This window comes from Thalassospira sp. MCCC 1A03138, assembly GCF_002115785.1.
Classification (GTDB): Bacteria; Pseudomonadota; Alphaproteobacteria; order Rhodospirillales; family Thalassospiraceae; genus Thalassospira.
This window is the reverse complement of sequence record NZ_JFJY01000006.1, coordinates 219,047-232,028: the sequence shown is the minus strand read 5'-3', so window position 1 is coordinate 232,028 and position 12,982 is coordinate 219,047. Positions and strand designations below refer to the sequence as shown.

Sequence of the window (12,982 nt, the reverse complement as noted above, 5' to 3'; positions counted from 1 at the left end):
AAGAGCCAAAGCTCTCCGGTGCGGAATTACATCTTCGGCTCTACCACCTGACGACCACGGTACATACCGGTGTTCGGATCAATGTGGTGCGGGCGATGCAGTTCGCCGGTTTCTTTGTCTTCGCGGTACGAGCCCTTGGCGAGCTTGTCATGCGAGCGACGCATGCCCTGACGGGACTTGGTCACTTTTTTCTTTGGCACTGCCATGGGTCATCATCCTCTGGCTTGGGTAAACTCAGGCGCGCTTGTTAACGTGCGCGGTCGGGAAAGTCAACGATCAAAGTGCCGGAATTTTCATTTTCCTGCGACCTTTCGGCTTTTTTGCCGTGATCGGCACCGGCATCATGATCAACATGATGGTCGATGGCCGGTATCAGGCCGGTATCACGCGGATCGTCAACAATATCTGTTCGCTGGTCGTATACACCAAAGCCTGCCTTCTGGTAAGCCCCCAAAGCAGTTGGATGATCAAGCGAGCATGTATTGACTGTTATGCGTTGCGGTTTAAGGCCCCAAGCGGTGTCAATCGCCCAGTTCAGAAGGTATTTGCCATACCCCTTGCCGATGAAATCGGGGATCAGGCCCATATAATGCAGGTCGATCACGCCGTTTTCTTCAAGATCGGTCAGGTCCAGTTCGGCAAAGCCGGCCGGGACACCCGCGACATATAATACGTAAACATGGGTTTCGGGCTTGGCGAGGATTTCGGCAAGTTCTTCATCGCCCATCAGGCGGCGCAACCACCACAGCCATGGTTCGCCGACCGTATTATAAAGGTAGCGATAAAAGGACAGGGTGGGGTTTTCGGCGCGCACGATGGCGACCTTGCCCGGCGGGATGGTGGCCGCAGGGCGGTCTGGCGGATCAAGCATTTCAAGGAAGGTGACGACGACTTCCAGCTTGCGCGGATTGGATGCACTCATGACTTCAGCCTTTTTCGCATAACCACGAAATCGTTACCGATTTCAGATGTTTGCGCATTGGTTCGCGGGACGGTTTCGATAATTTCATAACCGAGCTTGCGATAAAAATCACGCACTGCCGGGTCTGTGACGGTGACCTTGTTTACAGCAAGGCCGGTGGCAGCAAGGATATCTTCGGCCAGCGCCAGAAGCCCCGATCCAAGGCCGGTGCCGCGCGCATCGTTGGCCACGGCAAGATAGTGAACCCAGCCACTTTCGCCGTCATGACCGGCCATGACAGTGCCGATGATTGTAGCGTCTTTTGCCGTTCGCGCCAAAATCACGCTGCCGCGCCCGGAATTCAGGCATGCGGCGAGATCACGACCGGCATCATGGCCCGGTCCGGTCAGCCCGGATTTATGCCAGAGGTCGCCGATGGCGGCGATGTCGTGCGCAGTCGGTGATTGCAGTCTTTCAAGAAAAACGCCCGGATCCTTGGCTTTGTCGCCTGTGCCGACCGCGTCATATCGGGCGGTATCGGCGGGGGACAGGGTAGGGGAGCCGGGCGTTTTCATATCTTTTATGCGCCGTGTTATGCCGGGCCTTTATCGACCGGGCTTCCCTCGGTGCTGGCCCATTCGGCCCAGGAACCGTCATAAACCGCGACTTCCTTTTTGCCAGCAATATAGGCACCAAGGGCAAGCACGCAGGCGGTCACGCCCGAGCCGCAGGATGTGACAACCGATTTATCAAGATTGACACCGGCATCATGGAAGGCGGTGCGAATGGCATCGGCATCCTTGAAGGTGCCGTCAGCATTCAGGAGCCTGTCAAACGGCAGGTTATAGGAACCCGGCACATGGCCAGCCTTGCCCCAGGGTTCGTCGGCATCGCCGGTGAAGCGTTCGGTTGCGCGGGCATCGACCAGCTGTTCGCGTTTGCTTTTGACGTTTGCCAGCACCTGATCATATTCGCGCAAAAGGAAGCTGTTGGCGCGCGCGGTGAAATGGCGTTCGCGCGGCGGGGTTGGTGCATCGGTCACCGGGCGGTTTTCCGCCAGCCATTTCGGCAGGCCGCCATCAAGCACGGCGACATCGTGATGCCCGAAATGGCGCAGCATCCACCATACCCGGCAGGCGGCAAGGGCGGACCCCGTCTGGCCATAAACCACGATGCGGACACCGTCGCCAAGGCCAAGCTTGCGGACCTTGGCCGAAAACTTGATCGCGTCGGGCATCATGTGGGGAAGCGGCGCACTATCGTCGGCGGCGATTTCATCGATATCGAAGAATACCGCGCCCGGAACGTGCTGCGCGTTATAAATCTCGCGCGCATTTTTGTTCTGGGCGGGCATGTACCAGCTGGCATCGACGACGCGAACGTCGGGTGCATCAAGGTGATCCGCAAGCCACTGGGTGGAGACCAGTGCGTCGGAAGTTGGGTTGGTCATCAAAGAGACTCCGGTTTGCAATGGTGGGTATTGCGCGATCCGGGGCGTTTCCGCAGATCTGTATCTTCAAACTCAAATGTTTCTTGTTTTAATTTCTATCCGTCCTGAAAGCGCATGGCAATATCCCGACTTGATTTGTGGATATGCCGATTGCGCGTTTCCGGGGAATTCATTCATCAAAGACGATATTGATGCGGCGGTTCTGGCGGCCTTTCTTTTCGATCTTGGCAACCAGAACCCTGCCGATTTCGGCCGTACTTTTGACATGCGTTCCGCCGCAGGGCTGATAATCGATCCCCTCGATCGTGACGGTGCGGATGCTGTTGCCATCCATTGGTGGTTGCACCGACATGGTGCGGACCAGTTCGGGGTTGGCTTTAAGCTCGGCAATGCTGATTTCACCGTCATAAACCTCGGCATTGCTTGCGATCAGTTCGTTTAGCCGAGCGGTCAGCTCATCCTTGTCAGGCGCTTCGTCGGGCAGGTTGAAATCAAGTCGCGCTTTGTGGGCGGCGATATTGCCGCCTGTGACGTCGCCTTCGACAATTGCACAGAGCAAATGCAGGCAGGTGTGAAAGCGCATCAGGCGGTGGCGGGTTTCCCAATCCAGTTCGGCCGTGATCGTATCGCTGATTGCTGGCAGGTCGTGACCCTCGGCGATGATATGCAGGATTTTGCCGCTGTCGCGGTCCTTGATCGTGGTTGCGACCGGCATTTCACGGCCATCGGCGGTTTTGAAAATCCCGACATCCCCGGTCTGGCCGCCAGCGGTGGCGTAAAACACGGTTTGGTCCAGTTCAATGCCGCGGTCGGAAATCGACATGACTTTGGCGTCGCAGTTCCGGCGATAGGCGTCTTCACGAAATAAAAGGCGGGTCACAGACTCCTCCATACTTGGTGGCGATCAGATCACGTGACCGTCGGATTGCCGCCAAAATCGGGGCGGCGGTGGATGTGCCTTTGGTGGGACTGGGCAGCATCGCGGTGGCGGTCCGGTCTGAAATCTTGCAGTGAAATCATGGTGCTGCCGGAAGGCTTGGTTTGTCGAGGAGTTTTTGTGAATTCGGTTTATGTATGTGTTGATACATATTTTCGGAATTGATGTTGAAAATGATACGATATGTATGTTATCCCCTTGGCCCAAATTGGGGGTGAAAGAAACTTGGCTGCTGTTATTCATGTCAAACTGACGGGCGAAGGTGATTTCGGGCCGGTGGATCTCGAATGTGCGATCCCGCCTGCGCGCCTGCCGTTGGTGATGGCGGCCCTGTTTGGTTCTCCGAACGGTTTGCGGGCGGGCGCGGCACCGGTGAGCGGTGCAGTTGACCATGGGGCAGCTTCTTCGGGGGCTTCGATGTCGCCTGCTATGCCGGCTGCCACGTCCTCTTCCATGTCACCTGCGGCATCATCTCCGTTTGCGCCATCTTCGTCATTCGGGCCTAGTGGCTCTTTGCGGGAAATGTCTGCTGGCGGGCAATTCCCTGTAACGGCCCGGTCGGCTATTGCGGGCGAGGCTGCATCTGGACCGGAAAACGTACCGGGGCAGGCGGCCGGGCAGGCGCCAGGGCGAGATTTCGGTGGGGCCGGTCTGGTTGGTGAAGGTACTGCGGATGCGATTGATCCGGCGAATTTCCTGATTGGATATATCGGCAGTCTGGGCGATCTGATTGCCCGGCTGCAGCCGCGTGGTTTTGCCGAAACGATCCTGATTGCCGCGATCTGGCTGCATTACCGCGACGGGCGCAGCTTTGTGACGCGCGACGATATCCGGCGGTTGTTACGGCGGCAGGAACATCTGCGCATGCCAAAGAATTTCGGCCGTGATTTTCATAGCGCAATCACGCGGGGCTATATCGAACCGGTTGACGGGGATGGGGGATTTGCCGCCACCGGGACCGGATATCAGTGGTTTCGTGATGCTTGTATTAAATGATACAAAAAGTCGATAAGGTGGTTGACGTAATGTATTGATAATGTATCATTCTCGACGTGGGACAAGAAAACAGGCGGGGACAAAATGCGGGAATGGGAAGTACGGACAAGCTGCAGGGTCTGGCGTGGCCGATATGTGATCCGTGGGGGCGTTGATCGCATTGCCAGTGATATCGTCACCCTGCAGCAAAGCCGCTTTCCGGGGATTGAAACCGGCAAGGTTTCTCTTCGGGTGGTGACCATGGCGGTGATGGCGGTTCTGGCCGAGGAATGCTGCGAAGACGGCGTGACGGCAGCGGAACTTTCCTTTTTGCTGACCACATGCCTTGGTCGGCCGATTTCGCCGACCCGGATCGAACGCGAAATGGAAACGCTTTCGGGGCTGGTCTGGTCGGGGCCATGGGGGGCGGAAACGCTTTATGTTCTTGAAAAGCGCGGTCTTCGCTTTTTTGAAAGCGCGCGCATGATGGCGATGAACGACACCGACGCCCAAGGCAAGGATTTGACAGAATATACAGGCGCGGAGGAAGGCGGGGTTTTGCCGAAGATCGATCCGTCGATCACGGCAAGCCCCGCGCCACACGCCCGGTACCGGGTGGTGGGATAACCCCGACTTTGACCTGCTTTTTCAACACCCGCCTGCGGCTTTGCCCGGGCGGGTGTTTTGCTGTTTGCATGGCTGCATTGCCGCAATAAGAGGCAAAGTGGCTTGACCGGTGGGGCAATGCGCCATATCCGATAGGGCATGGAAAACGCAATTCAACATCACAACGCCTATTATCCGCTGCACATATAGTGCGGCGTGTGTTGATTTGTGCAAATTGAACCGGCCGCCATTGGGCGGCCTTTTGTTTTTCCATAACCGGTCTCCCGGTGTCGGTCATCCGTATCGAAGGACAGACCGAAATGACATTTCTTCCCGACCAACCTGATACGACGCCGCAAAATGCCAGCGACGTCAAAAGCAATGCGTTTGCATCGGACGCCATGCAAAGCCTGCATGCGCGCGGCTTCATTCATCAATGTACCGGCTTTGACGGGCTTGATGCCTTGCTGGCATCCGGTGCCGTGCCGGTTTACATCGGTTTTGATGCGACGGCAGACAGTCTGCATGTCGGCCATCTTCTGCCGATCATGACGTTGCGCTGGTTGCAGAAACACGGGCACAAGCCGATTGTACTGGTGGGTGGTGGCACAACACGGATCGGAGATCCCAGTTTCCGGTCCGATGCCCGCCCGATTTTGGATGACGAGCAGATTGCTGCCAATATTGCGGGTATTCGCAAGGTGTTTGACCGTTTCCTGACCTTTGGCGAGGGGCCGGCCGACGCGGTGCTGGTCAATAATGCCGACTGGCTTGATCAGCTTGGCTATGTCGATCTGCTGCGCGATGTCGGGCGGCATTTTTCGGTCAACAGGATGCTGTCATTCGATTCCGTTCGCACCAGACTGGAACGGCAGGAAAGCCTCAGCTTCCTTGAATTCAATTACATGATCCTGCAGGCGTACGATTTCCTTGAACTGTCGCGACGTTTCGGATGCCGTGCGCAGATGGGTGGTGGTGATCAATGGGCCAATATCCTTGGCGGTGTCGATCTTGTCCGACGCGTTGATGGTGATGAGGTCTTTGGGATGACGGCCCCGCTATTGACGACATCGTCCGGGGTCAAGATGGGTAAAACCGCGGCTGGTGCGATCTGGCTGAACGAGGATCGTCTGGCACCGTTTGATTACTGGCAGTTCTGGCGCAATTGCGAGGATGGCGACGTTGGTCGTTTTCTGCGGTTGTTTACCGATCTGCCGCTTGCGGAGATCGAACAGCTTGAAAACCTGTCAGGTGCGGATATCAACGAGGCCAAGATTGTGCTGGCGGACGAAGCCACGCGACTGGCGCATGGGGAGGTCGCCCTTGATGCTGTCAAGCAAACGGCATCGGGTGTCTTTGCCGGTGCGGGCCATCGTGATGATCTCGACGGGTTGCCATCGGTTGATGTCACCGCAGCGGAGATTGCGGATGGTGTCGGCATTCTGGCGCTGCTGGTGCGTGCGGGCTTTGCTGCATCAAACAGTGCGGCGCGACGGCTGGTTGCCGGTGGCGGGGCACGGTTGAATGATCAGCCGATCATTGATCCCGAAATCCTTGTGACGGGTGATGATTTTGGCGAGGCTAGCCTTATCCGCCTTTCATCAGGTCGCAAACGCCATGTCGCCTTGCGACGCATGAAATAGTATCGGGGTATCCCGTTCGTAAACTCCGGAACCCATGCTCTTGTCAATGGCGCATGGGTTCCGGAGTGCTTCGCGTCGCCTGAAATGGCGATACGTGCCTAACGCAATTGCATCTGCCCGTTGGCATTCGGGCGGACAAAGCCGCTGCAATCAGGGTTGACCTGACAGCATAAGGTACGTAATGATTTAAAGATGGAAAACATTGTTACACATCAGAACGCCTATTTTACGTCGTGCACATAGCGCGGCGCCTGTTGATGTGTTTGTAAATTAAACCAAGACCGGCTGCCCCAGGGCGGCCTTTGTTTTTTCCATAAACCGGTTTGCCCGAGGTGGCCCCACCAACAAGGAAACCGGAAAATGACCCATATCTCCCTTGCGGATCGCATGCCGACACTTGATTTCACGCCCAATGCCCTGAAAGACGGGATCGGGGTGGTGCCGCTTATTCTGATGGCGGGTTTTGCCGATACCATTACGGCGGCGAGCGAGCTGGTCGCAAGTGGTGCTGTCATGATCGAGAACAGACAGATTGTTGATCCCGATCATCATATCCTGAGTTACGCGTTTGATGATGGCGAAGTCTTGCGCCTTACCGTTGGCGGCCAAAGGGCGATGCTGATCCGTCGTGCGGAGTGAGCGGGGCGGAGTGATCGGCTTGGTGCCCGCCGGTCGCGCGAGCAGGGCTTGGGGGCGAGGGGGCGATGTTGCTGGTGATCTTAGAACAGCGACATCTGCCCGTTCGCGTTCGGGCGGACAAATCCGCTGCAATCAAGGCTGAGCGACCGGCCGGTCATGCCGTGTTTTTTGCGTGCGGCATCAAACCGTCTGGCGATCAGGTCGGCAATCGGGCCGGTGCCGCGCATGCGGGTGCCAAATTCGGATTGATAGCGTTCGCCGTCGCGCATCTGGCGGATCAGCGACATGACCTTTGCCTTGCGGTCCGGATAATTGGCTTCGAGCCATTCTTCGAACAGGTCGGCTATTTCAAGCGGCAGGCGGACGACGATGTGCGATACCGACGTTGCCCCGGCATCACGAACCGCAGCAACCAGATTTTCGATTTCCATGTCATTGAGGCCGGGAATGATTGGCGCGCACAGGACCGTGACCGGGATACCGGCATCGGCAAGTTTGCGAATGGCATCAAGTCGACGGTGCGGGGCGGAGGCACGCGGTTCAAGAAGGTTGGACAATCTGTTATCAAGGCTTGTGACCGATACCGCGACCGACGCACGGTTTTTTGCGGCCATTGGTGCGATCAGATCAATGTCGCGGGTGACAAGTGCGCCTTTGGTGATGATTGAGAACGGATGCTGGCAATCGCCAAGTACCTTGATGATGGATCGGGTCAGTTGCTTTTCACGTTCAACCGGCTGATAGGGATCGGTGCTGGTGCCAATGACAATCGGGGCGGGCATATAGCTTTTGGCGGCGAGCTGTTTGCGCAATAGCGCCGGGGCGTCGGGCTTCCAGAACAGCTTTGTTTCAAAATCCAACCCCGGCGACAGGCCGAGATAGGCGTGTGTTGGTCTGGCAAAGCAATAGATGCAGCCATGTTCACAGCCGCGATAGGGATTGATCGAACGATCAAACGGGACGTCCGGGCTTTGATTTTTGGTGATCACGCTGCGCGCGCCATCAATGCCAAGGGTGGTACGGATGCGCGGCGCGTCCTGATCTTCCATCAGGCTGGTCATCCAGCCATCATCAATCGCCTGATGGATATGGCGTTCAAATCGGCCATCAATATTCGATACCGCCCCGCGGCCTTTTTGCCGACGCGCGGGCAGCAAATCCGGATCAAAATCCGGATGGCTCCATCCTTCGCCCGGTTGGGCGGTTTCGATGTGATCGGATGTCGGTTCGATGATGTTTCGCATATGCTCAAAATATAGAACAAAAGAGGAACATTCAAGCGAAATACGCTGTACCCAAGTTGCCCACGCCGATGTCAACGCGGACAGCGGCAGGCCGTTGGTATGACATCATCCGGTTATCAACAGCTTCCTGATTACGGGCAGGTCGGCGTTGCTGTCATGAAACTGATGGAGCCGGTGTTTGTCCCGCCACCAATATTGCATGTGCTTACATTGCCGCTGTTACCGGAGCCGGAGAGATTCGTATTGTTCAGGTTAAAGAAGATCAGGTGGTTGTTTGTTGCCCCGCTGACATTGAGTGTGTTGTTCTCGAAGACGAGGTTGTCTGATCCGATGACTGACAGGGCATAGGCAAAGGTATCGTTACTGGTGGCTGTGATCGTATTGCCGCGAATGACCGTGTTTTGTGCGTTTCCGATAACCTGTATGCCAAAGGACGTGTTGCCCGTAGCGTTGCTGGTCAATGTGCTATTGATGATTTCGACGTTATTCACGCCGTTGATCCGCACTGCTGCGGTTGCCTGTGTGTCGGAGGTTGAGACGGTAACGCCCACAAGACGGCTGTTGCTGGCCATGTTGAAGATATGGCTTGGACTGCCGAAACCGACCGGAGAGGATCCTTCGCCGCTTAGGCTGGCACCAGGTGTGGTAATGGTCACGGTACGACCGGACGGTGTTTGAACGCTGAGGTCGCCAGCCCCCATGATGGTTTGGCCGTTTTGAACATCAAGGCGGCTGTTCACGTTGGTAAAACTGCCATTCAGGACCACGGTCGAATTGGCACCGGCGGACGAGATGGTCGTGGCAAGGCCGGCACTTGCTGTTGTTGCGCTGCTGACAAGCGTGATGGTGTTGCCGGTGGCCGTGCTTGTTATTTCCTCTGCCGTGGTGAATTGCCCGGCCTGACTGACGATATCAATGTCGCGCATGATCGGGTCGGTCATGCGGCGTTCGATAGCGTTCAGGCGCGGTTTGGGGTTATCGCCAAAATCCTGAAGCGGGATGCGCAGGCGGAAGCTGGCAAAGCTTTGTGTGCCGCGCGGATCGTCATGCTGGATTTCAGCCCCCAGCGAAAAGCGCGAGCCTTCCCACAGGAACGGTATTTCATCAAAGGTCAGGTCAAGCCGCCCGCGGGGTCCCTGCACCGTGTCCACATCGTCTTCGGTAAAGCGATAGCCGCCTGCGTAAAGGCGCAATTGTTGTGGTGCCGTGGCTTCAAACAATGGTGTGCGCCAGCCGATTTCGGTATCAAAACCGCGAAGGGCGCGTTCTTCGCCCTGACGGTACATGATCGTGGTGCCGGAAAAATCCACCGTACTCAGGCTGTCTTCGATATAGCTTGTCCTGCCGACCGGAATATAGGCATTGGCGCGAAAATCCCAGTCAAGCGAGAGGGCTTCGGCCCCGAAAGTCACCTGATTGAACTTGTTGTCATACGCGCTGTGGCGGCGATCAAAGTACCCATAGCCGCCAATATTCCAGCCGCTATCAAGCATCTGGCGAATGCCGACACCGAAATTGCCTTCGTGACTGTTGGCATCATCCATCCGTGCGCGGATGTTGGCAAAGGTCAGGGTATCGTCATCCTGCCACAGCGGAATGAACAGATCGGTTTCACCAAGGTTGCGGTCTGTGCCGGCCTTGCCTTCAAGGTCGATATGCGGTCCCCATTTGTTGCCGACTTCCGCGTCCTGAGCATGCGCGGATAGCGCGAAAGAGACGGCGCAGCTACAGACAAATCCAACCGCATGTTTTTTCATTTTTGTTTTCAATCATCTTGATCTGACTTCTGCGCGACAGGAAAAGTCGTTGGCATTTTACCATCAGTCAGGCCGACAGTTAAGCCAGTTCATGAAATGGAAGTCCGAGGATTAGGGGATTTGTGCATGGGTCGCCACAGCAACGGCAGGGATGCGATATTTTCCTGCGCGAATTGGATATCCATTGCGTTTTATGGATAGGAAACAGTGCGAGGCGCGCAAAAGAGGACTATTGAGCCCCGTCTTTTTGTCGACCTTTTAGATTGCCTTTTCGATTGTCATGTATCGGTACAATCGCCCGCTTGCCGGTTTTTACAATCCGTCTATAGTTTCGGGGCCACCCTTTTTATGGAGCCATTCCGATGGATTGGACACAGTTTGTCAGCTTCACGCTTGTTACAGCCCTTCTGGTGATGTCGCCGGGGCCCAATGGTGTTCTGATTGCCAAAACCGTTCCGACATCGGGCCGCGCGGCAGGCTTTGCCAATGTTGCCGGTTTCGTGACTGCCTTTTACCTGCATGGCACATTGTCGATTTTGGGGATCTCGGTGATCCTTGTGCAGTCGGCGCAACTGTTCATGATGGTGAAGATTGCCGGTGCGGCATATCTTTGCTGGGTCGGCTTCAAGGCGCTGCGCGAGGCATGGCGCGGGGTTAAAACCGTTGCCGAAGTTGTCCCGGCCAAACGCCGCAGGACGCTTCTGGTGGCGTATGGCGAAGGGTTCCTGACCAATGCGCTTAATCCCAAGGTATCGATTTTCTATCTTGCGGCATTTCCGCAATTCATTCCGGTCGGCGAGAGCGCGATTACATCGGCCTTCATGCTGGTTTGTGTGCATGCCAGCATCAATATCATCTGGTTTTCGACCATGATCATTCTGTTGTCCCGCCTGACCGGGATGGCACGCAATGGATCGTTCCAGCGCGCGTTAAAGGCCGTGACCGGCAGCGTGTTTATTGCGTTTGGCATCAAGCTTGCGATGTTCCGGCCTTAACGGCGTTTCATGAGTTGAAATCGTGTCTGGTTGCCGTGTCGGGGTGTCTTGCAGGACAAACCGGCAGGGTCTCCTTGTGTTGACAGTGTAAAACGACCGTTTTACACTTTACCCATGGATATCAAGACAAACCTTATTGCAACGGCCGAGCGGCTTTTTGATCGTAATGGCTTTAGCGCAACCGGCATGGATCGGCTGACGCAGGAAGCGGGTCTTTCCAGTCGCACACTTTACAAACATGTCGGCAGCAAGACAGTGCTTATGGCGCTGGTGCTTGGCGTGCGCGAACGGCGTTTCATGGAACGCCTTGATGTGCAGACCGTTGATGAAATCTTTGACGTGCTGGCGCAGTGGACGCGTGATGAAGGCGGGCGTGGATGCCTGTTTTTGCGAAGTTACGGTGAAACCGGGGGGGACATCCCGGAAATTGCCAATGTTGTCCTGACACATAAAGAGGCAACCAGAGCCAAAATTGCCGAAATCGTCCAGCGTGATCTGGGGGGCGGGGATCATGGGGAACTGACAGAACAGATTTTGGTTTTGTTTGAAGGGGCCGTGGCCGCCGCGGTTTATCGCGGGATGGATGCCATAAGTGCCGCACGCAAGGCGGCGGCCAGTCTTGTTGCGCAGGCGCGTTCATGAAGCCCGATTTCAAACCTGCCGTCAGTCCGGCGGTTCAGATTGGTCTTGCAGGTTTTGTGCTGATTGCCATTTGTTATGGTTTTGCCCGATTTGCCTTTGGGCTTCTGTTGCCGCAAATCGATGCGGAATTGTCACTTGGCCCGACTGTTTCCGGCGTGATTTCCGGCGGGTCATTTTTGGGTTATTGCCTGTTCATCATTATTTCTGCGATTGCGACCGAACGCCTTGGCCCCCGCGTGGTAGCGACGGCGGCGGCATGTGTTGCAGCGGTCGGCATGGCAGGGATTGCCGTCGCGCCGGATGCGGTCTGGCTGGCGGTGGCGGTTATGATTGCCGGGGCCAGCACCGGTCTGGCATCGCCGCCGATGGCTGCGGCTGTTGCGGTGGCAGTGCGACGTGACCGGCAGGATATGACCAATACCGTGATCAATTCCGGGACCAGTGTTGGCGTGATGTTATCGTGGCCGATTGCGTTGATGATTGGTGGCCAATGGCGGCTTGTTTTTGCTGTCTTTGCCGGTGCCGCCATTATCCTGACGATTGCCCTTATACGGACAATTCCGCGCGGGACAAAGGCCGCGGCCACACAGTCCAAAGGAGAAATGCCGTCCCTGAAAGGGGATGTCGCCAGACTGATTTGCGCGGCCTTTCTGATGGGGGCGGCAAGCACGGCAATCTGGTCATTTGGCGGGCAGCTTGCACGGATGCAGCTTGATCTGGGGGAAAGCGGCAGCGGTGCATTGTGGGTTGCCATCGGGATCGGTGGTATTGCCGGTGCATGGGCAGGGGCATTTGTGGCCCGGTTCGGGATCAACCGGGTGCACTGGGCTTTTCTGGCACTGATTGCGATCGGTATTCTTGCCGCGGGAACAGGCACGTTTATGGCCGTAACGTTCGCAGGCGGGGTTTTGTTTGGCGGGGCCTATGTCACGTTAACGGGGGTGTATCTGGTGTGGGGTGTACGGGCACTTCGGGATCGGCCCGCCACTGGCCTGATGATCGGTTTTTTGACCATTGCCATCGGTCAGACGGCTGGCGCACCGGTTTTCGGGTTCCTGCTGGACCAAATGGGATCAGATAGTGCCGTGGTTATTTTTGCCTGTCTTGGCCTTCTGGCCGGGACAATGAGAGCACGCAAAAAACGGGTTGCCGTCGATCCTGAAATCCGGCGGGCAACATCCGCAGGCTAGCAG

Annotated in this window: 14 protein-coding genes; 7 read left to right on the top strand and 7 right to left on the bottom strand. The window is 56.4% G+C overall.

Features of this window, described 5'->3' with window-relative positions:
- Positions 1 to 26: 26 nt before the first annotated feature.
- The 5 genes from rpmF to TH468_RS14055 form a co-directional block, all read right to left on the bottom strand.
- Positions 27 to 206, bottom strand: coding sequence for a 50S ribosomal protein L32 (rpmF, locus tag TH468_RS14075; RefSeq protein ID WP_007090029.1), 180 nt, complete (start codon positions 204 to 206; stop codon positions 27 to 29).
- Positions 207 to 247: 41 nt separating this feature from the next.
- Entirely contained in the window at positions 248 to 922 is a 675-nt protein-coding gene (locus TH468_RS14070; protein WP_085645112.1) for a GNAT family N-acetyltransferase, read from the bottom strand.
- Positions 919 to 1,476 carry a GNAT family N-acetyltransferase gene (locus TH468_RS14065; RefSeq protein WP_085645110.1) on the bottom strand — a complete coding sequence of 186 codons (558 nt, stop codon included), beginning with the start codon at positions 1,474 to 1,476 and terminating at the stop codon, positions 919 to 921. Before TH468_RS14065 ends, TH468_RS14070 begins: the two co-directional genes overlap by 4 nt.
- 17 nt (positions 1,477 to 1,493) lie before the next feature.
- Positions 1,494 to 2,351: a sulfurtransferase gene (locus TH468_RS14060; RefSeq protein WP_085645108.1), complete on the bottom strand. Its 858-nt coding sequence runs from the start codon at positions 2,349 to 2,351 to the stop codon at positions 1,494 to 1,496.
- A 169-nt stretch (positions 2,352 to 2,520) separates the two neighbouring features.
- On the bottom strand, positions 2,521 to 3,231 hold the full coding sequence (locus TH468_RS14055; RefSeq protein WP_085645324.1) for an alanyl-tRNA editing protein: 711 nt from the start codon (positions 3,229 to 3,231) through the stop codon (positions 2,521 to 2,523).
- Positions 3,232 to 3,513: 282 nt separating this feature from the next.
- On the opposite strand from TH468_RS14055, the gene TH468_RS14050 reads away from it, so the two are divergent.
- The 4 genes from TH468_RS14050 to TH468_RS14035 all read left to right on the top strand — a co-directional run bounded on the left by TH468_RS14050 (position 3,514) and on the right by TH468_RS14035 (position 7,151).
- Positions 3,514 to 4,284: a hypothetical protein gene (locus tag TH468_RS14050; protein WP_139834721.1), complete on the top strand. Its 771-nt coding sequence runs from the start codon at positions 3,514 to 3,516 to the stop codon at positions 4,282 to 4,284.
- 84 nt (positions 4,285 to 4,368) lie between these two features.
- Positions 4,369 to 4,890, top strand: a complete 522-nt coding sequence (locus TH468_RS14045; RefSeq protein WP_085645104.1) for a hypothetical protein — start codon at positions 4,369 to 4,371, stop codon at positions 4,888 to 4,890.
- A gap of 380 nt (positions 4,891 to 5,270) precedes the next feature.
- The gene (gene tyrS, locus TH468_RS14040) at positions 5,271 to 6,512 is read left to right on the top strand and encodes a tyrosine--tRNA ligase (RefSeq protein WP_085645322.1); all 1,242 of its coding nucleotides are present in this window, start codon (positions 5,271 to 5,273) and stop codon (positions 6,510 to 6,512) included.
- 360 nt (positions 6,513 to 6,872) lie between these two features.
- Entirely contained in the window at positions 6,873 to 7,151 is a 279-nt protein-coding gene (locus TH468_RS14035; protein ID WP_085645102.1) for a tyrosyl-tRNA synthetase, read from the top strand.
- A gap of 80 nt (positions 7,152 to 7,231) precedes the next feature.
- Here the strand turns inward: TH468_RS14035 and TH468_RS14030 are convergent, their stop codons facing one another.
- Together TH468_RS14030 and TH468_RS14025 are read right to left on the bottom strand one after the other, a co-directional pair.
- Complete coding sequence (locus tag TH468_RS14030; RefSeq protein ID WP_085645100.1) at positions 7,232 to 8,395, bottom strand: PA0069 family radical SAM protein; 1,164 nt, start codon at positions 8,393 to 8,395, stop codon at positions 7,232 to 7,234.
- 131 nt (positions 8,396 to 8,526) lie between these two features.
- Positions 8,527 to 10,152, bottom strand: a complete 1,626-nt coding sequence (locus TH468_RS14025) for an inverse autotransporter beta domain-containing protein (RefSeq protein WP_085645098.1) — start codon at positions 10,150 to 10,152, stop codon at positions 8,527 to 8,529.
- A gap of 362 nt (positions 10,153 to 10,514) precedes the next feature.
- Between TH468_RS14025 and TH468_RS14020 the strand changes: the two genes are divergently transcribed.
- From TH468_RS14020 to TH468_RS14010, 3 genes are all read left to right on the top strand, one after another.
- Positions 10,515 to 11,147, top strand: coding sequence for a LysE family translocator (locus TH468_RS14020; RefSeq protein ID WP_085645096.1), 633 nt, complete (start codon positions 10,515 to 10,517; stop codon positions 11,145 to 11,147).
- 114 nt (positions 11,148 to 11,261) lie between these two features.
- Positions 11,262 to 11,789: a TetR/AcrR family transcriptional regulator gene (locus TH468_RS14015; RefSeq protein ID WP_085645094.1), complete on the top strand. Its 528-nt coding sequence runs from the start codon at positions 11,262 to 11,264 to the stop codon at positions 11,787 to 11,789.
- Entirely contained in the window at positions 11,786 to 12,979 is a 1,194-nt protein-coding gene (locus TH468_RS14010; RefSeq protein WP_085645092.1) for an MFS transporter, read from the top strand. The genes TH468_RS14015 and TH468_RS14010 overlap by 4 nt, the downstream gene beginning before the upstream one ends.
- Positions 12,980 to 12,982: the final 3 nt, after the last annotated feature.

Coding starts and splice junctions, on each gene's coding strand:
- rpmF (WP_007090029.1), bottom strand. CDS start 206: ATGGCAGTGCCAAAGAAAAAAGTGACCAAGTCCCGTCAGGGCATGCGT.
- TH468_RS14070 (WP_085645112.1), bottom strand. CDS start 922: ATGAGTGCATCCAATCCGCGCAAGCTGGAAGTCGTCGTCACCTTCCTT.
- TH468_RS14065 (WP_085645110.1), bottom strand. CDS start 1,476: ATGAAAACGCCCGGCTCCCCTACCCTGTCCCCCGCCGATACCGCCCGA.
- TH468_RS14060 (WP_085645108.1), bottom strand. CDS start 2,351: ATGACCAACCCAACTTCCGACGCACTGGTCTCCACCCAGTGGCTTGCG.
- TH468_RS14045 (WP_085645104.1), top strand. CDS start 4,369: ATGCGGGAATGGGAAGTACGGACAAGCTGCAGGGTCTGGCGTGGCCGA.
- tyrS (WP_085645322.1), top strand. CDS start 5,271: ATGCAAAGCCTGCATGCGCGCGGCTTCATTCATCAATGTACCGGCTTT.
- TH468_RS14035 (WP_085645102.1), top strand. CDS start 6,873: ATGACCCATATCTCCCTTGCGGATCGCATGCCGACACTTGATTTCACG.
- TH468_RS14030 (WP_085645100.1), bottom strand. CDS start 8,395: ATGCGAAACATCATCGAACCGACATCCGATCACATCGAAACCGCCCAA.
- TH468_RS14025 (WP_085645098.1), bottom strand. CDS start 10,152: ATGAAAAAACATGCGGTTGGATTTGTCTGTAGCTGCGCCGTCTCTTTC.
- TH468_RS14020 (WP_085645096.1), top strand. CDS start 10,515: ATGGATTGGACACAGTTTGTCAGCTTCACGCTTGTTACAGCCCTTCTG.
- TH468_RS14015 (WP_085645094.1), top strand. CDS start 11,262: ATGGATATCAAGACAAACCTTATTGCAACGGCCGAGCGGCTTTTTGAT.
- TH468_RS14010 (WP_085645092.1), top strand. CDS start 11,786: ATGAAGCCCGATTTCAAACCTGCCGTCAGTCCGGCGGTTCAGATTGGT.